Consider the following 21490-nt stretch of genomic DNA (forward strand, 5'->3'; position numbering starts at 1 on the left):
AATGAGAAAACGAGGTTTGTTATTAGTTGGAATGGCAATCATGGCAAGTGTATTTGCTATTCAGGCTTCTCCTGATTTTTCGGGAGTTAAAGTCCGAACGTTGCCTGCTGTCTATAAATCGAAAGGAGGATTGACACAGAAGGTAGAAATATCCGTTAAACATGAAGGCGAGCCGGCAATGGCTATGGTTCAGTTTGATGGGCAAAACCGGAAAGTAAAACTGGTTCCCGGGGATAATGTGCTGGTTTTTGAAATACCGCAGGTTCAGTCTGCGAGAGAAATACCATTAGTGTTTACGTTAGGAAAGGAGAAGGAAACTTCTTCTGTAACAGTAGAGCCTGCCCGTCACTGGCAGATGAATATGGTTCAGCATACACATACGGATATAGGATATACCCGTTCGCAAATGGAAATATTGGCGGAGCATCTTCGTTATATCGATTATGCACTGGATTATTGCGATGCAACGGATAATTATCCGGATTTTGCCAAGTTTCGTTGGACTTGCGAAATTTCCTGGGCGGTTAGCGAATATCTGAAATGCCGTCCTGCCGAACAGATTGCCCGTTTGAAACAGCGGGTGAAAGAGGGACGTATAGAGTTGGCAACCATGTATCTGAATTTTGATGAGTTACCCGACGAGCAAACGCTTGCTGCTTCCTTATATCCATTAAAACAGTTCAGGGAAAATGGAATGCGTGCCGAACTTGCCATGCAAGATGATGTGAATGGTATCGGTTGGTGCTTTAGTGAGTATTTTGCGGATGCGGGAGTAAAATATGTCAATATGGGAACACATGGTCACCGCGCATTGATCTGTTTTGATAAACCGACTGTCTTTTGGTGGGAGTCTCCTTCCGGTAAGAAAGTTTTGACCTATCGTGCCGAACATTATAATCAGGGAAACTTTTTCGGTATACATACAGATAATTTTGAGCAGTTCGAAGAACGGGTATTGGCTTATTTGGACCAAATGCAGGCAAAAAACTATCCGTATGATATTCTCGCAGCACAACATTCCGGATATTTTACAGACAATGCACCTCCATCAACGAAGAGCTGTGAGATGCTGAAGAAATGGAACGATAAATATGAATGGCCGAAATTACGTACGGCTGTAGCCAGTGAGTTCTTTAAAACAGTAGAAACTCAGTACGCAGACCAGATACAGACAATCCGTGGCGCATGGCCTGATTGGTGGACAGACGGTTTTGCCTCTGGTGCCCGCGAAGCTGCAATTTCACGTGTGACTCATTCTGATATTATTTCCAATCAGGCAGGACTTTCTTTCGCAAAAATGATGGGAGCAAAGTTGCCTGTGAATATCAATGAGCAAATTGACAATATTAATAAAGCATTATTGTTTTACGATGAACATACATTCGGCCATAGTGAAAGCGTTCGCAATCCCTATGGATTGGAAACTTGGGAACAACGTTCTTTAAAGCAGTCATATGCCTGGGAAGCTTACCGCCACTCCGGATTGTTAGGGGAGGCAACATTGGGTATCCTTCAATCGTTCGTTCCTAAAAGTAATGTACCCTCAATTGCTGTATTCAATACCTTGAATTGGAGTTATAGCGGCATAGCAAAAGCTTATATCGACCATCAGATTTTACCTTTGGATAAAGATTTTGAAATAGTCGATGCACAAGGTAATGTGATACCTGCACAAGCAGGAGAAAATCGTTCGGACGGAACTTATTGGAGTTTGTATGTAAAAGATGTACCGGCATTAGGATATGCTCAATATTATATAAAGGTAAAGAATTCTCCACGTCCGGAAATGAAAACTCTTCCGGCATTGGAGCAAACACATGTGGAAAATCCTTGGTATGCCATAGATTTTAATATCAGGAAAGGTACGATTAGTAAATTATTCGATAAAGAATTGAATAAACAGTTGACAACTCCGAATGCGGAGTGGGAGATGGGGGAATTTATTTATGAGATCATCGATAGCCGCCATCCGATGGAACAATATCGGGCTCCTCAGTTCTTACGTCGCCGTCCGGAAAAGATTCGTTTTGAACGATATGAGCAAGGTCCTATTTGGGATACTTATCGTTTCCGTGGAGAAACTGTTGCCGGCCGTGAACCGAATAATTTGATGGTTGAATTTCGTGTGTTTAATGTTGCTAAGAAAATAGAAGTCGTTTATCGTTTACGCAAGAAAGCTGTAACAGATCCGGAAGCAGTCTACATATCTTTCCCATTCGAAGTGGAAAAAGGAAAGATCCATTTAGATGTACCGGGCGGAACAATAGAAGCTGGTGTAGATCAGATTCCAGGTTCGTCTAATGATTGGTATACCGTACAGAACTTTGCAACGGCACGAAATAGTGAGTCACAGGTTGTGATGGGTAGCCAGGAAATCCCTTTGATGCAGTTTGGTGCGATTAATACCGGACGTTATAAAGCGGGTGCAGTTCCCCAATCGACAAACATGTATTCATGGCCTATGAATAATTATTGGGTAACCAACTTTAATGCAGATCAAATGGGAGAATTACAATGGAGTTATTTCATTAATTCATCAAAAGATAATTCGATTGAGTATGCAACTAAGTTTGCCTGGGAGAATAGAATCCCATTCCTTACTCGTGTACTACCGGCTGGTAACAAGGAAACTGCTATTGTACAACCTGCTTCTATTTTTAATATTGTTTCGGAGAATATTTTATTAGTGAATATGAAGCCTGTAGAAGGTGAAAATGCAGTTATGCTTCAACTTCGTGAAATAGGAGGAAAGTCTTGCCAATTTGCTGTTACTTCAGATAAGGTAAACTTTAAGAAAATAGTAGTTTGTGATGTGGTGGGTGAGCCGGTTTCTTCTAATTCTTCATTAGCATTTGCACCGTGGGAAAATAAATTTATAAAATTATCCTGGTAGATATTTTTTAAAAAAAAGGAAAATAGGACAGAGTTCAGATAGAACTAAGATAAATTTGGACGATGTTCTCATAAATATAGCATCCCTACTGATAGTTATATGTTAAAAAAAGCATAACAATCAGTCAGGGATGCTATATTTGTGCCTCAAATATGGAATAATGAGGCATATGTACGAACAGAAATAGTAATGTGTTTTAGTTAGTTTTTAGTTTATTGGGAAATTTTTCTATATTTGTAGTGTGAAAAGGATTAGTTCTATCTGAACTCATGTTAAATATCAAGTAGGAATGGTAATGGGAGATCTTGGTTATAACAATGTTGATATTCAGACCGATTTTGACAAAATCTATGTCATGTATTTTTCCCGTATGCACCGTTTTGCAAAAGAATATGTTCTTTCAGATGAGGATGCTGAAAATATCGTGCAAGATGTTTTCTTAATGTTATGGGAAAAAAGGACGGTCTTAGATGTGCAAGTGAGCTTGCTCTCTTATCTTTTTTCTTTAGTGAAAAATCGTTGTCTGGATTTTTTACGACATCAAATAGTAGTAGAAGACTACAAACAAGAGTTAAGTGCTAAGTTAATTGCATTAGAGCAATTTAACTATACTTTTAATACAGATGAAGATTTAGAGCGATTATTTTCATCAGCAATTGATAAATTACCGGAACGATGTCGTGAAATTTTTATTAAAAGTCGTTTAGATGGAAAGAAGTATCGCGAAATAGCGGAAGAACTCCATTTATCCGTGAATACTGTCGAAAATCAGATGACAATTGCTCTGAAGAAGCTCAGGGCTGAATTGAAAGACTATCTTCCCCTGTTATTTATCATATAAATGTTAAATAATATTTATTTTAAATACCCTTTTAGTGGTAAATAAATCTTAAATCGCTCTATTCTACAAAAGCGAAAAGAATGCACCAATTAATAGTAAGATATTTTAACGGAGAATTAACAGAAGAAGAAAAAAAACTGTTGTTCTCCATGATGGATACAGATGCGGATTTAAGGAAAGAATTCGTGGCTGCTCAGAATTTGCGTGCATTGACATCTTGTTTACCTCAAAAGGGAGATACTATTGAAGGTTTGAATCAACTGTCTGTTTTTAAGCAGACACGTATAAAGAAAACATTTAGGATACCATATATACATATTCTTGGATATGCAGCTTCAATTTGTATTGCTATATTTTCGACATGGATGTTGATGCAGCCGGAAAAAATACAGAACGTGTCTCCTGTTACATATGAAGAATTTATTACTCCGTCCGGTCAACGGGCTATGGTAAGATTGCATGATGGAACTACAGTATGGTTAAATGCCCGTTCTGTTCTAAAATATCCGAATAGATTTGAAAACGGGGAGCGTAAGGTGGAGCTGAATGGAGAAGCTTTTTTTGAAGTGGCTCATGATGCTAAAAAGCCATTTATCGTTTCGACTGAAGATTTGGATATAAAAGTATTAGGAACGAAGTTTAATGTATTTGCATATAAAGGGCGTAAAGAGTTCAATACGTCTTTAGTTGAAGGATCTGTTAAGATTTATCAGTCGAAAGATGAAGAACATGCTGTTTCATTAAAGCCGAATGAACGTGTTGATTTGGTTGGAAACAAGCTTATCAAGCGGAATTTTGATAGTATGGATTTCCTTTTATGGAGAGATGGCATTTATTCATTTGACGATGTCTCTTTTGCCGAGATTATCAATAAGTTGGAATTGTATTATGATATAAATATAGAAGTGAAAAATTCTAATTTGAATGCATATAAATTTAGTGGAAAGTTCCGTCAAAGAGATGGCGTTGAAAATGTCCTTCATACTTTGCGGAAGGTAAAATATTTCTCTTATGTAAAAGATGAAGAACACAATAAAATAACAATACGGTAATAATTAGTAAGTGATATAAATATGTATAACCTATAAATCTTATTATTGCCTATGATATAAAAAAGAGGTCCTAACAAAAAGGACCGGAAAGTGTTGCAGCACTCTCCGGTCGGCGCTAACACAAAATTCACACATTATTAATGTATTAACGAAATTAACGAGGTAAAGTTATGAAAAAAGAATCGAAATTTCTAGATGTCATGAAAATTTCAACCTTTCTTCTTTCCGCTTGTGCTTTTTCGACATTTGCAGCTCCAACAAGCTCGCAGAATGCGAAGGTCAATATTAACGGGAATGGGATTACGATCGGTGATTTTATCGATCAAGTAGAAAAACAGACAGATTATTTGTTTGTTTATAGTAAAAATGAAGTCAATACTAACGAAACGCTAGCTGTAAAATCTGGAAACAAAACAGTTTCTCAATATTTGAATGAAGCGTTTGGAAATTCCAACGTTAAGTTTGCTTTTGAAAACGATTATATCGTTTTAACAAAAAATGCTTCTCCGGTTGTTCAACAAGGTAAGCTTGTTAAGGGAGTTGTAAGAGACATGAACGGAGAGCCTATTATTGGTGCAAACGTTATTGTAAAAGGAACAACAAACGGTTCAACTACAGATATTGATGGTAATTATTCAATAGAAGGTGTTCCGACTGGCGCTGTATTGCAGATTTCTTATATCGGTTATTTAACTAAGGAAATTACAGTTGGAAACCAATCTTCAATTAATGTAGAGTTAGTGGAAGATACTCAGGCTTTGGATGAAGTCGTTGTAGTTGGTTATGGTACTATGCGTAAGTCCGATGTAACGGGTTCTATTGCCAGTACAAAGGGTTCTGATATCCTTAAAGCTCAGTCTTTTAGTGCATTGGATGGTTTGAAAGGTAAGGCTTCCGGTGTAAATATTTTCTCTAACTCAGGACAGCCGGGTGCTGATATCCGCGTTCTTATCCGTGGTGTAAGTACGATCAATGCGTCAACAAGTCCGTTGTATGTTGTAGACGGTGTGGTTATGGAAGATTTCCGTTTAGTTAACCCTAACGACATTGAAAACATTGAAGTATTGAAAGATGCTTCTTCTGCAGCGATCTATGGTGCTCGTGGTGCGAATGGTGTTATCTTGGTAACTACTAAACGTGGTAAGACTGATGGCGAAGGCGTTTCTGTTTCTTATCAGGGTTCTGTAAGTTTTGGTAAGGTAGCCCGTTATATGGAAACATTGTCTGCTTCTCAATGGCAAGATGCTTTCATGCAGGGATTGGCTAACTCCAATACATATCACGGAACAGATTATTCATTGAATAAGGCTGACCATTTTACGGACCGTCGTTATTTTGATGCAAACGGTAATGCAATCTATGATACCGATTGGCAGAGAGAGGCAACTCGTACAGCTGTATCTCACAACCATCAGATCAACATTCAGCAGGCTGGCAAGAACTCTACAATGGGTGCTTTCTTGAACTATACAGACCAACAGGGTGTATTGCTGGAATCATACATGAAACGTATGAATGCCAAGATTGCTTATGATGCAAAACCGACAAAATGGTTATCTACTTCTGTAAACTTATTGGTTAACCATGCTTGGGGTAACAATACAGACCATGGTGATGGCGGACAAAATGCGCTTCGTACCATGATTGAAATGCCGGCTTGGTATCCAATTTATAATCCTGATGGATCATGGGCAGACAATAATACTGCAGAGTTCCACGAAGTACTAAAACATGCTGCTAAGGATGGTAAGAAAGCTGAATATGTGACTTTCTCTGGGGAAGACGGAGCAAACCCTGTTCACTTCTTAAAGACAGTACAACGTAAACAATATCGTACTCAAATCTTTGGTAATGTTGGTTTAACATTCCATATTCTTCCGAATTTGGATTTAAGAACCCAGTTCGGTGTGGACGGTCACATCAATACAAACCGTGAATATGGACCTCGTGATGTGCACGACTTCGGTAAAGGTGATTTAGGTAATGCATATCAGACTAGTTCTAATACACTTTACTGGCAGGAAGAAACTTATTTGAACTACCAGAATGTATTTGGAAAACACCGTGTTAACGGTATGTTAGGTTTATCTTGGCAGGAACGTACATATGAATATTTCAATGCTACAGCTAAGACTTTCTCCGATGATTACTATGGCTACCATAATATGGGAGCTGGAACACAGCGTCCTTCTGTTGGTTCTGGACATGACCGTTGGGCAATGAATTCATACTTCTTGCGTTTTGGTTATACTTTCGATGACAGATATATGGCTACAGTTACAGGTCGTGTCGACGGTTCTTCAAAATTCGGTAAGAATAACAAGTATGCGTTCTTCCCATCTGCAGGTTTGGCATGGTTGATTTCTAATGAAGGCTTCATGAAAGATAGCCCGGTAATTAGCATGTTAAAATTACATACAAGTTACGGTCTTATGGGTAACAGTGAAATTGACACATATCAATCACTGTCTGTGATTGCTCAGGAAAAAGCAATTATCGGTGGAGAAGTTGTTTCAACATCTCGTTTGGAAAATATGCCGAATAATGATTTGAAATGGGAAAAAACAGCTCAGTTTGACTTAGGTGTTAATTTAGGTTTGTTTAAAGATCGTTTATCTTTTGATGTATCTTTCTACCATAAGTATACAAGCGACTTGTTGTATAAACGTCCATTGCCATTCTCTACCGGTTATTCAGAAGTTATGGCTAATATCGGTGAAGTGTCCAATAGAGGTCTTGACTTGATGATTAATGGTACTCCGATTATGAATCGTGATTTCACATGGACATCTACATTGAATTTGAACTTTAACAAAAATAAGGTAGAGAAATTAGGTGCTAATGATGAAACTATCTGGGAAAACTGGGGTGCACTGAAAGTGGGTGAATCTTTGTCTTCTTTCTCCGGATTTGAATGGTTAGGTATTTATGATTCAGGTGACCAGATCGGACGTAGCAAAATTGCAACAGAAAAATCAATCTTAGGTAAAGGTTTACCTGATTGGACCGGTAGCTTTATCAACAACTTCAGCTATAAGAATTTTGACCTTACTTTGGATATGCAGTTCATGTGGGGTGTTGATGTATTGCAAGATTTCTTGCACTCAACTCAGTCTCGTTTCTTAACATCAGGTCTTTCTACTATTTTGACTGATGCTTGGACTCCGACAAATACTGATACCAATGTACAGATGATTTATAACCGTCAATATGGTGATTCATATAGCGATCAGAATTTCAACTCTTCTTGGCTTGCAGACGGTTCTTATTTCCGTTTGAACCTTGTACAGTTGGGTTATACTTTAAGTAAGTCTGCCGTACAAAAAATCGGTTTACAGAATTTACGTGTGTATTTCAATGTAAACAATGCATTTATGCTTTGCTCTAAAGATTTCAAGGGATATGATCCTGAATCATCTTCTAAAAATGCGACTTGGGGACAGAACGTAATGTTCTTCGCTTATCCGAAGGCACGTACATTTACATTAGGAGCAAGTGTAACATTCTAATAAAAAAGACAATTGTATGAAAAATATAAAAAGTATAGTATTAAGTGTGGCTGGTATGTTTGTTTTAGCAGCTGCAACATCATGTACTAGTTTTTTGGAAGAAGAGCCATTAAACAAAAAGACAGATGGTCAATTCTGGACTTCTGATGCAGATGCACAATCTGCTGTGAATAGACTTTATATTCAAGGTGTTCCAGATTTGTATAAAAGCCGTAATAATGGTTGGCATCCGACAAGATTAATGTACGGAGGTTTAATGTCCGGTTTATTTACTGATTTAAAGAAAGATGGTGATTTTTCTGCTAATACAGAAACAATGAACATAACTTTCCAGACAGTATCCAGCGATATTAATAACTTATGGGAGCAATTATATAAAGCTATTGGAGAATGTAATGTTATTGATGTTAGATTACCGGAAATGGTAGAAGCTGGCATTATTTCAGAAGATAGAAAGAATGAATTGCTTGCACAAACTTATTTCTTCCGTGGACTGTCTTATTATTATTTATTGAAGGAGTTCGGATGTAAAGATGGTGAAGCTCAGGACGGTGGTAATGGTGGTGTACCTTTGGTATTGAAACCTTACGACACAATTGATCCGGATGTGGTTCAGCAGCCGCGTGCATCTATTACTGCTGTTTATGAACAGATTGAAAAGGATTTGAAAGAAGCCATCAAGTATTTGCCGGAGAAGACTTTCTATAACAATGGAGGTCGTATCACAAAACCGGCAGCACAAACTCTGTTGGCTACTGTATATTTACAGTGGGCTGGTTATCCGGTACAGAATACAGCTAAATATGCAGAAGCTGCTCAGATGGCAGAAGCTGTAATTACAGGTGCTTCTGGACATGACTTGGAAGCAAGTGATGACAATCAAGACTATAGTGCATTTAATAAGGTTAAAACCAGCAAAACTTCTAATGAGATCATTTATGCATTGGAATATGATTATTCATTAGATACAGGTCTTGGTAATCCGTACATTAATTGCTGTTTGACAAATGAAGCTACAGGCTGGACAGAAAATGATGGTAGCAAAGTATTTAATACAAGTGTATTAGCAAATATGTATAAAGCTAGTGATTGTATTATTGACAGTTATGTTTCTGGTGATGTTCGTATTAAAGAAAAGAATTTCTTCTTTAAAGAGTACACTTCAAATAAGGGAAAAACATTCCACTGCCCGGAACTTGACAACTACTTCTGGTTTGAAAACAGTGCTATGATTAATTCTCAGGGTAGTAGCCTGAATTTCCCTGTATTCCGTATGTCTGAAGTTTATTTGATTGCAGCAGAAGCATTCTTGAAACAGGCAACTCCTGATGCAGGAAAAGCAAGAGATTATCTGAAAAAAGTTAGAGAACGTGCATTTACAGTGAATGGTACTCTAGATCCTGCTTGCGTTATACCTGCAACAGTTACAATTGATGATATCTTGACAGAACGTTTACACGAACTTCCATTGGAATTTAAAGTTTGGGATGATATTCGTAGAAATCGTTTATATCCGCAATTGCAGTCTGATAAATCTTTGAAATGGGTAGACATTGCAACAGCTGAAACATACAACAAACGTGATGGTAAGACTTTTAAAACTAACCAGCACATGTTGTTATGGCCGGTTCCGCTGAAAGCAATGGAAAATAATCCAAAGCTGGCACAGAACCCAGGTTACTAATTGACATATTGATCCACCTGTGTAACGGGCTGATCTATATCTATATGGAAGGGTATAGCTGATTCAGCTATACCCTTCTTTTTTAACCTTTAAAAATTATAACATGAAACAAATTCTTATTTCTTTATGCCTTATTGCCGGTCTGGGATTTGATGCCTCGGCTCAAAAAACGGATTTGACAAAATATGTGAATACTTTACAAGGAACAAATTCAAAACATGAATTGACAAGAGGAAATACCTATGCCACGACCGCATTGCCTTGGGGTATGAATTTCTGGACACCACAGACTGGCCCGAATGGTAGCGGATGGATTTATCAACATTTTAAAGATTCTATCCGTGGCTTCAGGCAGACACACCAGTGCAGTTCCTGGACAAATGACTATTCCGCTTTTTCTTTGATGCCTGTTACTGGCAAATTAGAGGTAAATCAGTATAAAAGAGCAGCTAAATTCAGCCATAAAAATGAGATAGCTCATCCGGATTATTATAAAGTTACTTTTGATAATAAAATTACTACAGAAATGTCACCTACAGAAAGAGGTGTACATATGCGTTTTTCATTTCCGGGAAAAGGAGAGTCTTATGTAGTATTAGATGCAAATAATAGAGGCAGTTGTGTTAAAATTATACCCGCAGAACGTAAAATAATTGGTTACAATAAAAATGCAAACCATAGCGTTCCTAAAAATTTCGCGAACTATTTTGTTATTGAATTTGATAAACCTTTTGAATCGTACGGAACATGGACCGGTAATGAAGGTTTGATTGCAGAAGGTAATACTGATGCAGAAAGTGAATATACTGGTGCTTATATCCAATTTAAAAAAGGTTCTAAGGTACAGGCTAAAATAGCATCTTCTTTTATTAGCTATGAACAGGCAGAGTTGAATCTGAAACAGGAGTTAGGTTCATTTAAATCTTTGGAACAGACACGTGCAGCTGCAAAAGAAGCCTGGAACAAACAATTAGGTAAAATTCAGGTAGAAGGTGGTTCGGAAGAATTGAAGTCTACATTCTATTCCTGTTTCTTCCGTTCTATGCTTTTCCCGCGTAAGTTCTATGAACATGATGAAGCTGGTAATCCTATATATTACAGTCCGTATGATGGAAAAGTTCATGAGGGATTGATGTATACGGATAATGGATTCTGGGATACATTCAGAGCTCAATTCCCTTTGAATGCTATTTTGCATCCGGAATTCCATAACAATTATATTACGAGCTTGATTACGGCTTACGATCAGAGCGGCTGGTTACCTTCATGGTCTTTCCCTGGTCATCAGGGTGGTATGATTGGTAATCATGCATTATCGTTGATTGCAGATGCCTGGGCTAAAGGTTTCCGTTCCTATGATCCGAAACATGCTATGGAAGCAATGTTCCATGAAGTAACTAATAAGGGGCCTGGCGGACCGGCTAATGGTCGTGAAGGTTGGAAAGAGTATTTTATTTATGGTTATGTTCCATATCCAGATGTACGTGAAGCAACAGCTAAAACATTGGAATATTGCTATAATGACTGGTGTGCAATGGAGTTTGCAAAGATGACAGGACAGCCATTCTATGAAGAACAGTTTAAAAAGCAAATATACAACTACAAAAATGTATTCGATCCTTCTGTAGGATTTATGCGTGGACGTCAGAATGATGGTAACTGGTATCCTAATTTTGATCCGACAGAATGGGGCGGTCCGTTTACGGAAGGTTGTGCATGGCATTATGTATGGTCTGTGTTCCATGATGTAAAAGGGTTGATTGATTTAATAGGCGGAGATAAATCGTTTGTTGCTAAATTGGATGCTGTATTTTCTTCTCCTAATACATTTAAAGTTGGAACTTATAACCGTGTTATCCATGAAATGGCTGAGATGGAAATGATTAATATGGGACAATATGCTCATGGAAACCAGCCGATTCAGCACATGATTTATTTGTATAACTATGCTGGAGAGCCTTGGAAATCACAGAAATGGGCACGTAAGATAATGAACGATCTGTATAATTCGACTCCTGATGGTTATCCGGGTGATGAGGACCAGGGGCAGACTTCTTCTTGGTATGTTATCAGTGCAATGGGGTTGTATTCAGTTTGTCCGGGTACAACGGAATATGTAATAGGTAGTCCGGTATTCCCGAAAATGACGATACAACTTGAAAATGGTAAGAAGTTGGTTATTGAGGCAGAAGGCAATAGTTCTGAAAATGTATATATACAGTCAGCTTCTTTGAATGGAAAACCATTTACAAGAAACTATCTGCAATATGACGAGTTGATGAATGGTGGTGTTATTCGTTATCAGATGGGTAATACACCTGCTCTTAACCGAGGAACATCAATGGCTGACCGTCCGTTCTCTTTGTCGAAATAGCAGAAACTTTGATTTATAAAAATTGACGAATGCTCTCTAAAAAGAGAGTATATCAGAGGATCATAAAAAAGTCTCGTTTTTTATGATCCTCTTTTTTTTGTCTTTCCTCAAAGCGATCAATTTATTTCATTCCGTTTTTAGCTGTCTGTTAATTTAGATATAAATACTTTTCAGAAAAACTTCTCTAAACATTATCCGAATGAAAAGATGATTATCATCCGTTTCTTCCCACAATTCATTGGCATCTTTTACCAATTTCATCCTTTAGAAATATACTTTTGATAGTTGTTAAAAGTAATTTTCATATTGATTTTTTTTAGTTTGATAATTATTATAATTCAGTTTGATAGCTATCAAAAGAATATTTCAAAATATGGTTTTTCCGAAAAGTACGGCTGTTTTTTTTAAAAGGATGGGATGAAGTTTGAAAAAGGAAGGGTGTACTTGAGGAGATGAAAAAACATGTGCGCAGGTGGCACTGATTGGATTGATTTAGATGGATTTATCTCGGTGTATTGTAAATTAAATAATTATTATGATAAAATAAATTAAAAATACAAGGTGGTAGTAAAAGTGTGTTTTTGTATGTAGAGCTGTACTTAATTGGTGTTTTTTGAGAATTTGTTTGATATGCTTATTGCATACATGTTGATATATATGGCTTATGTATTTGTTTTGTAATGACTAAAAAAACGGTCGTTTATTTTAGTCATTGCAAATATATATATAAAAACGGTAAAAACAAAAGAAAAAATTATACAAATCTGAGACTCTTCCAGTTAGCTAAAATGTAATAATCCTATTATTAGTGACTTACATGGAACATAAATGACTAAAATAAACGACCGTTTTTTTAGTCATTTTTCGTTAGTCTGTATATGGGGCTGACGAACTTTTTTATCCTCAAAAATAAACTCTGTATAATACCTTATATGTTGATTTTGTTGTGTTTAGTAATAGCAATCGTAGTATCACCTATGTTTATTTCACACCAGTTCGTGGTTGCATATAAAAAACGATTGCTTAATATACCCGATAAAAGTAAAATACGCAGTAAAGAAGTTTCTCGCTTTACAACGGGTTTGCGTTACCAGTTAGGATATACCATTCTTACCACTACCCTTAACTTTTTAATGTTTGTGTGTGGATTTTCATTCTTTACCAATGATTTCCGGACGTGTTTCATGTTTGCTCTTGCAACGTTAGGCGTCCTTTCTCTTTTCTTTTATTATAATGTATTCGGGAATTTAGAATATTCTCGAACGGTTTTTATGGGGGATACCGGAAGCCCAGCCTTGGGTTTTTACTGGTATTTCTCACTATTCGGTGTGCAATATACTGTCTTTCGGAATATCCGTCTCCCACATATTCTTGGATATATCCTTTCAATAGTATGTAGCTATATTTTCGAGAGGGTTGTTAATGCAATTCGGAGAATATATAGAATGCCGATAAATATAATAAGTGAGCTAAATATGATGTATAACCTCTAAATCTTTTACTGCCTATGAGATAAGAGAAGTCTGGATAAAAGAAGACCGGAAAGTGTTGTGCGCCTTTCAGGTCTATAAAAACACAAATTCAAACACAATTAAGTATTAACGAATTAATCAAGTAAGTTATGAAAAAAGAACCGAAATTTCTGAATATCATGAAAATTTCAACCTTTCTTCTTTCCGCTTGTGCTTTTTCAACATTTGCAGCTCCAACAAGTTCGCAGAATGTGAATGGTGATATCGACGGAAATGAAATTACGATCGGTGGTTTTATCGATCAAGTAGAAAAACAGACCGATGATTTGTCTGTTAGCAGTAAAGAAGTAAAAAATGCATCTCCGGTTGTTCAACAGGGTAAAATCGTAAAAGGTGTTGTAAAAGACATGAACGGGGAACCTGTTATTGGTGCAAATGTGGTAGTAAAAGGAACAACAAACGGAACAATTACAGATATTGATGGTAATTATTCAATAGAGGGAGTCCCAGCTGGTGCTATCCTGCAAATTTCCTATATCGGCTATTTAACAAAAGACGTTACAGTAGGAAACCAGTCTGCAATTAATGTCGTATTAGCAGAGGATACTCAATCATTAGATGAAGTAGTGGTAGTTGGTTACGGTACAATGCGTAAGTCCGACGTTACCGGTTCTATCGGTGTTGCCAAAGGCGAAGATTTGACTAAGAACCAGAACTTTAGTGCGTTGGAAAACTTGCGTGGTAAAGTTTCCGGTGTAAATATCTTCTCGAACTCCAGTCAGCCGGGTGCTTATAATAACCGTGTTATTATCCGTGGTATGGCAACAATCAACTCTTCTTCGGACCCGTTGTATGTTGTGGATGGCGTGGTAATGGAGAACTTCGGATTAGTAAACCCGAACGATATCGAATCCATGGAAGTTTTGAAAGATGCTTCTGCAACCGCTATCTATGGTGCCCGTGGTGCAAACGGTGTTATCATGGTTACAACAAAGCGTGGTAAAAAAGGTGGAGAAGGCGTCCAGATTAGCTATCAAGGATCTGTTAGTGCCAGCCATATTGCACGTAAAATGGATTTGTTAAATTCCCAGGAATGGTGTGATACCTTTATGAAAGGGTTGGAAAATGAAAACACTTATATGGGTAAAAACTGGTCGTTAGACCGTAGCTACTGGTTCCATGACCGCGATTATTTTGATGCAAATGGTAATCCGTTGTACGATACGGATTGGCAGGATGAATCAACGCGTACGGCTGTGTCTCACAACCATCAGTTGAATATCCAGCAAGCCGGCAAAAATTCATCAATGGGTGCATTCCTGAACTATACAGACCAACAGGGTATTGTAATGAATACGTATAATAAACGTTTGAATGCAAAAGTAGCCTATGATGCAAATCCTACGAAATGGTTATCTACAGCGGTCAACGTGTTGGTAAACCATACCTGGGGTCGGTATACGCCGGAAAATGGCGGTGGTCAGGATGCTCGCCGTACAATGATAGAGATGGTGCCTTGGTTGCCGGTCAGAGATAAAAATGGTGATTATACGACAAGCACTACTTCATTGTCTGAAAGTAATTATTTCGGTTTGGAAGGAATGTCCAACCCGGTTATGATTCTGGATTTACAAAAACGTATGAGGTATAATACTCAGATTTTTGGTAATGCAGCTTTAACATTCCATCTTCTCGATGGTTTGGATTTAAAGACTCAGTTCGGTATCGACCATCATAATATTACATATAGAGGGTATTCATCTATTTCTTTGAATAATATCTCAATGCCTAATGGTTGGGCTGAGTTTGAAAATTGGAATACAATGTACTGGCAGGAAGAAACTTACCTGACTTACAACAAAGCATTCGGGGAACATCGTTTGAATGCTATGGCAGGTATATCTTGGCAGGAACGTACAGAACGTTGGAACAAATCCCGTACAGAAGGTTTTGCTGATGATTTCTATGAAGATAATAATATGGCAGTAGGTACGAATCCTAATTCTCCGGAATCAAGTTGGAATCGTTGGGCGATGAACTCCTATTTCTTACGTTTTGCATACACTTATAAAGATCGTTATTCTGCAACCTTAACCGGTCGTGTCGACGGATCTTCTAAGTTTGGTGAAAATAATAAGTATGCATTCTTCCCGTCAGCCGGTTTGGCATGGAATATTTCTCAGGAAGATTTCTTGAAAGATAATAAGACTATCAGTATGTTGAAAATCCATACAAGTTATGGTTTGACAGGTAACTCGGAAATCGGTTCTTATAAATCATTAGGAAAAACAAGTGCCGGTACACATTTGATCGATGCTAAACGTGCTCCTTATTCTTATATTAATACAATGTCAAATCCTGATTTGAAATGGGAAAAAACAGGACAGTTTGATATTGGTATTAATTTAGGTCTGTTCCAGAATCGTTTAAGCTTTGATGTAGCTTATTATAATAAGAAAACTACTGATTTGTTATTAGATTGCCCGGTTCCTCATTCTACAGGATTTAATTCGATTTATAAAAATATCGGTGCTGTAAGAAACCAGGGTGCTGATATCATGATAACAGCTATTCCTGTACAGAATAAAGACTTTAATTGGAGTTCGACTATTAACCTGAACTTTAATAAGAATGAGATTCTGGCATTGGGTGATACAGATGCAGATGTTTACCTGTATGATTGGGTAGGCGGCGGCAGTATCTTACGCGTTGGCGAAAGTATGGGTAGCTTCTACGGCTTGGAACGTTATGGTGTTTATACTAAAGAAGACTGGCAGGCAGGCAACTGCACTCAGGATCAGGTAGGTCGTGCAAAACGTTCAAAAGACAAAACAATTATCGGTAAAGGTTTACCTGACTGGACGGGTAGCTGGATTAACAACTTGTCATATAAAAACTTTGATTTGACATTGGATTTACAGTTTGTATGGGGTGTTGAAACATTACAGCGCTACTTCCACTCAACTTATGACCGTTTCGGTATTACCAACGGTTTGAAGAATATTTTGACTGATGCATATGACGGAACAAATCCGGATGCAATGCAGCAGATGATTTATTTGCAAAGCGGTGAACATAATGGAGTGAAACATGCCGGCCAGGATACTACAACCGACTCTCAATGGGTGGCTAATGGTTCTTACTTGCGTTGTAACTTGCTGCAGGTTGGTTATACATTTGATTCAAAAGTGATTAAAGGCATAGGTCTGTCCGGATTACGTTTGTATGCAAGTGCTAATAACTTATTCCAGATTGTTTCTAAAGATTTCTTAGGATATGATCCGGAATCAACCTCAGAAACAGATGGTAAGTTTGGTCAGAACATGACATTCTTCTCTTATCCGAGAGCAAGAACATTTACATTTGGTGTTAATGTAACCTTTTAATTAACTCATTAAATTGAATATATATATGAAAAAAATATTAACAACAGCATTTTTATGTGCTGGCTTAATGAGCTTTACGGCTTGTAGCGACTTTTTGGATGAAACTCCGAAAACAGAGTTGACAACTGTTGGTTACTATACAACGGAAGCCCAGGCATTAGCTAACGTAAACTATTTATATCGTACAGGAGCTATTCGTCAAATAGCGTCGGCACCAAGTGCATACGTAGGAAGCTTTGCTTCTATTACAGGTTTCCTGACTGGCTATTTTTCTAATAGTTATGAAGGACAGGAAATTGTTTGTAAATATGCCCGTGAACTGAACCGTCAGCAATATACGATGCAGATTTCAGGAACGATGGACGGTGTTTGGGATGCTTGTTATAAAGCCATAAATGTGGCTAATGCAGCGATTAAGCATATCCCTGGAATAAAGATGGACGAGAATGTAGCTAATAAGTATATTGCTGAAGCCAAATTTTTCCGTGCATTTAATTACTTTTATCTGGTAAAAACATTTGGAGATGTTCCTTTCTATACAGAGCCTTATGTAGTAGCTGAAGATATGGAGTTGGCTCGTACTGCTGCTGCAACTATTTATGCTCAGGTAGAGAAAGATTTGCAAGAGGCTACTGAGATATTGCCGGAAGCTAAATTTGCAGACAATGCTCACCGTATTACAAAATATGCTGCTGCAATGATGTTGACTACCGTTTATATGCAACAGGGTAAATATACAGAAGCTGTTCCGTATGCAAGAATCGTGATCAACTCTCCTCATAGCTTGACCCAGAATGGTGATCAGGGAGCTAATAGTGCATATAATAAATTGCGTTCACTTGATGACTTGGATGAAGTTATTTATGCTCAGGAATATGATAATGCAGTCAATACAAGCGATTGGTTCCCTACCTATTCTGTTAGTTCGAGTGCTGTCTCCGTATTCAAAAAATATTCAATCTTTGAAAGAGTTTATGGTCCTACCGATGGTTTTTTGAATGTATATGATGAAAATGATTTGCGTAGCAAGCCGAATCAATTTTTCCACTGGAAATATACAAATCCGGTTAATGGAGCGGTTTGGGAGTCTAAAGTGGCAGGTTGCTGGTATTATTTCGATGAAGATGCTTTGTTGAATACTGGTAAAGGAACGAAAGACTGGAATATATTCCGGTATGCCGAAGCTTTGTTGGATGGTGCCGAAGCAATTGCTCAAAGTACAGGTGTAACAGATGAGGCTGCAGGTTATTTAGCTCAGGTACAAGCACGTGCACGCTTGGATGGTAAGACCGCAGAAGATATTAAACCTACATTACTTGCATTATCTAAACAAGCCTTTATTGAAGCTTGCTGGACAGAACGCCTACGTGAATTCCCATTGGAATATAAGATTTGGGACGACTGTGTACGTACCGGCAAATTCCCTGTAATTTCTGCAACGACTCCGGGTCAGGTAAGTTATGTTGATTTGATAGGAGCAAAGAATGCTTCTGGAGCAACATTTAAAAAGACAGACCTGTTATGGCCGATATCTGTAAATGAAAGACAGAGAAATCCGAACCTGACTCAGAATGATGGATATGAAGAATAATTAATAGAAATCTATAAAAGGAACTATAACTGAGTACTATAAAAGGGGAGGATGCTTTTCATTCTCCCTTTTTTAATAAATAAGTATTGGACAGTTTATTTATAGGAGTGGTTTCCTCTGGTACATTCAATTTAGAGGGAGACATCTTTGATTTAAATTCAATCTTTTCAAATTTCAATCAAAGTAGCTATTATTCGGCCTTTTTTTAATTATTTGTATTCTTTTTGCTCCATATTGTTCCTATCTTTGTAACGCATTGCTAACTGTCGTAGGCAATAGATTTTAAGCGTTTAAGATTTTTATATTAATTAAATAATTATATCATGAAGAAAAGAAGTGTTTGGGCTTTGGCTTTGGCTACTGTTTTGATGTGGGTGGGGAAACCTGCTTCGGCGGCTGAAAGCGGGGCTTTTGATCCGGTAGAGTATGTAAACCCGTTAATGGGAACGCAGTCTACTTATGAATTATCAACGGGAAATACGTATCCTGCGATTGCTCGTCCCTGGGGTATGAACTTCTGGACTCCGCAAACAGGTAAGATGGGAGACGGATGGCAATATGTATATACTGCAAATAAAATTCGTGGTTTCAAGCAAACCCATCAGCCAAGCCCGTGGATTAACGATTACGGACAGTTTGCCATTATGCCAATCGTCGGCAAACCGGAATTTGACCAGGATAAACGTGCCAGCTGGTTTTCTCATAAAGGGGAAATCGCTAAAGCATATTATTATAAAGTATATTTGGCAGAGCATGATATCGTAACCGAGCTTACTCCGACAGATCGTGCAGCTATGTTCCGTTTTACTTTCCCGGAAAACGAACATTCATATATTGTTGTCGATGCTTTGGATAAAGGCTCTTACATTAAAGTAATACCGGAAGAAAATAAGATTATCGGTTATTCGACAAAGAATAGCGGTGGTGTTCCTGATAATTTCAAGAATTACTTTGTTATTGAATTTGATAAACCGTTTACTTATGAAGCTACATTCGCTGATGCGACTTTGAAAGAAGGAGCAAAAGAACAATCCAGCAACCATGTAGGTGCTGTAATTGGTTTCAAAACTAAAAAAGGTGAAATCGTTCATGCAAAAGTCGCTTCTTCTTTCATTAGTTTTGACCAGGCTGCTATCAACCTGAAAGAGTTAGGCAATGATAATTTCGATACATTGGTACAGAAGGGTAAGGACGTTTGGAATAAGGAATTAGGAAAGATAGAAGTTGAAGGTGGTAACTTGGACCAGTATCGTACATTCTATTCTTGCATGTACCGTTCTTTATTGTTCCCACGTAAGTTCTACGAAATTGATGCAGCGGGACAGGTTGTCCACTACAGCCCTTATAATGGAGAAGTATTGCCGGGTTATATGTTTACAGATACAGGCTTCTGGGATACCTTCCGTTGTCTGTTCCCGTTCCTGAACCTGATGTATCCTTCTATGAATAAGGAAATGCAGGAAGGTTTGATCAATACATATAAGGAAAGCGGATTCTTCCCTGAATGGGCAAGTCCGGGACACCGTGGTTGCATGGTTGGTAACAACTCTGCTTCTATTCTGGTGGATGCTTATATGAAGGGCGTAAAAGTAGATGATTTGGAAACTTTATATAAAGGCTTAATCCATGGAACTGAAAATGTTCATCCTACTGTTTCTTCAACAGGTCGCTTAGGACATGAATATTACAACAAATTAGGGTATGTTCCTTACGATGTAAAGATTAATGAGAATGCAGCCCGTACGTTGGAATATGCTTACGATGACTGGTGTATCTGGAAGATAGCTAAGGAATTAGGCCGTCCGAAAAAAGAATTGGAATTGTATGCCCGCCGTGCATTGAATTACAAGAACCTGTATGACAAAGAAAGTAAATTGATGCGTGGTAAGAATGAAAACGGAGAATTCCAGTCTCCATTCTCTCCGCTGAAGTGGGGGGATGCCTTTACAGAAGGAAACAGCTGGCATTATTCCTGGTCTGTATTCCATGATCCTCAGGGATTAATCAACCTGATGGGGGGTAAAGATTCTTTCGTAATGATGCTTGATTCCGTATTTGCTGTTCCGCCATTGTTTGATGATAGTTATTATGGTGGAGTAATTCACGAAATCCGTGAAATGACCGTAATGAATATGGGTAACTATGCTCATGGCAACCAGCCGATACAGCATATGATTTATTTGTATAACTATGCCGGCCAGCCCTGGAAAGCACAATACTGGTTACGTCAGGTTATGGACCGTATGTATACTCCGGGACCTGATGGTTATTGTGGTGACGAAGATAACGGACAGACTTCAGCCTGGTATGTATTCTCCGCTTTAGGTTTCTATCCGGTTGCTCCTGGTACAACTCAATATATTTTGGGTGCACCTCTGTTTAAGAAGGCTACTCTTCATTTTGAAAACGGAAATAATTTGGTAATTAATGCTCCGAACAACAGCGACAAGAATATTTATATCGAGTCGATGACGTTTAACGGTAAAAATTATACGAAGAATTATTTGGATCATAATGATTTGTTCAAAGGCGGTGTTATCGATATCGTAATGGGTGACAAACCTAATTTAAAACGCGGTATCAATCCGGAAGATATGCCTTATTCATTTTCTGTAAACGAGGAAGGAATCAGTAAACTTTCTCCGATATCAGTAAAACCGAGTAAAAAGAAAAAATAAAACAAGTACA

9 protein-coding genes are annotated in these 21490 nt (G+C 37.9%); all 9 read left to right on the top strand.

From position 1 onward, the window contains the following. The first annotated feature begins 1 nt into the window (after position 1). The 9 genes from ACGE0T_RS06320 (at position 2) to ACGE0T_RS06360 (ending at position 21480) form a co-directional block, all read left to right on the top strand. Positions 2-2893 carry a glycoside hydrolase family 38 N-terminal domain-containing protein gene (locus ACGE0T_RS06320; protein ID WP_459189685.1) on the top strand — a complete coding sequence of 964 codons (2892 nt, stop codon included), beginning with the start codon at positions 2-4 and terminating at the stop codon, positions 2891-2893. 289 nt (positions 2894-3182) lie between these two features. After that, positions 3183-3734, top strand: coding sequence for an RNA polymerase sigma-70 factor (locus ACGE0T_RS06325; protein WP_459189686.1), 552 nt, complete (start codon positions 3183-3185; stop codon positions 3732-3734). A gap of 80 nt (positions 3735-3814) precedes the next feature. Beyond that, positions 3815-4786, top strand: coding sequence for a FecR family protein (locus tag ACGE0T_RS06330; protein WP_459189687.1), 972 nt, complete (start codon positions 3815-3817; stop codon positions 4784-4786). A gap of 200 nt (positions 4787-4986) precedes the next feature. Beyond that, a complete protein-coding gene (locus ACGE0T_RS06335; protein WP_459189688.1) occupies positions 4987-8295 on the top strand; it encodes a TonB-dependent receptor in 3309 nt (1102 codons plus the stop codon). Between the two features lie 16 nt (positions 8296-8311). Next, positions 8312-9979, top strand: a complete 1668-nt coding sequence (locus tag ACGE0T_RS06340; RefSeq protein WP_459189689.1) for a RagB/SusD family nutrient uptake outer membrane protein — start codon at positions 8312-8314, stop codon at positions 9977-9979. A 103-nt stretch (positions 9980-10082) separates the two neighbouring features. After that, complete coding sequence (locus ACGE0T_RS06345; protein ID WP_459189690.1) at positions 10083-12353, top strand: GH92 family glycosyl hydrolase; 2271 nt, start codon at positions 10083-10085, stop codon at positions 12351-12353. A gap of 1621 nt (positions 12354-13974) precedes the next feature. Next, positions 13975-17211: a SusC/RagA family TonB-linked outer membrane protein gene (locus ACGE0T_RS06350; RefSeq protein ID WP_459189691.1), complete on the top strand. Its 3237-nt coding sequence runs from the start codon at positions 13975-13977 to the stop codon at positions 17209-17211. 25 nt (positions 17212-17236) lie between these two features. Then, positions 17237-18802 (top strand): RagB/SusD family nutrient uptake outer membrane protein, encoded by a 1566-nt coding sequence (locus ACGE0T_RS06355; RefSeq protein ID WP_459189692.1) that lies wholly within the window; start codon positions 17237-17239, stop codon positions 18800-18802. 323 nt (positions 18803-19125) lie between these two features. Next, entirely contained in the window at positions 19126-21480 is a 2355-nt protein-coding gene (locus ACGE0T_RS06360; RefSeq protein ID WP_459189693.1) for a GH92 family glycosyl hydrolase, read from the top strand. The last annotated feature ends 10 nt before the right edge of the window (positions 21481-21490 follow it).

It is taken from the genome of Parabacteroides sp. APC149_11_2_Y6, from assembly GCF_054506995.1.

What these genes read in the sequence shown, in the direction of transcription:
- ACGE0T_RS06325 (WP_459189686.1), top strand. Translation starts at nt 3,183, where the DNA reads ATGGTAATGGGAGATCTTGGTTATAACAATGTTGATATTCAGACCGAT.
- ACGE0T_RS06320 (WP_459189685.1), top strand. Translation starts at nt 2, where the DNA reads ATGAGAAAACGAGGTTTGTTATTAGTTGGAATGGCAATCATGGCAAGT.
- ACGE0T_RS06335 (WP_459189688.1), top strand. Translation starts at nt 4,987, where the DNA reads ATGAAAATTTCAACCTTTCTTCTTTCCGCTTGTGCTTTTTCGACATTT.
- ACGE0T_RS06330 (WP_459189687.1), top strand. Translation starts at nt 3,815, where the DNA reads ATGCACCAATTAATAGTAAGATATTTTAACGGAGAATTAACAGAAGAA.
- ACGE0T_RS06340 (WP_459189689.1), top strand. Translation starts at nt 8,312, where the DNA reads ATGAAAAATATAAAAAGTATAGTATTAAGTGTGGCTGGTATGTTTGTT.
- ACGE0T_RS06360 (WP_459189693.1), top strand. Translation starts at nt 19,126, where the DNA reads ATGAAGAAAAGAAGTGTTTGGGCTTTGGCTTTGGCTACTGTTTTGATG.
- ACGE0T_RS06355 (WP_459189692.1), top strand. Translation starts at nt 17,237, where the DNA reads ATGAAAAAAATATTAACAACAGCATTTTTATGTGCTGGCTTAATGAGC.
- ACGE0T_RS06345 (WP_459189690.1), top strand. Translation starts at nt 10,083, where the DNA reads ATGAAACAAATTCTTATTTCTTTATGCCTTATTGCCGGTCTGGGATTT.
- ACGE0T_RS06350 (WP_459189691.1), top strand. Translation starts at nt 13,975, where the DNA reads ATGAAAAAAGAACCGAAATTTCTGAATATCATGAAAATTTCAACCTTT.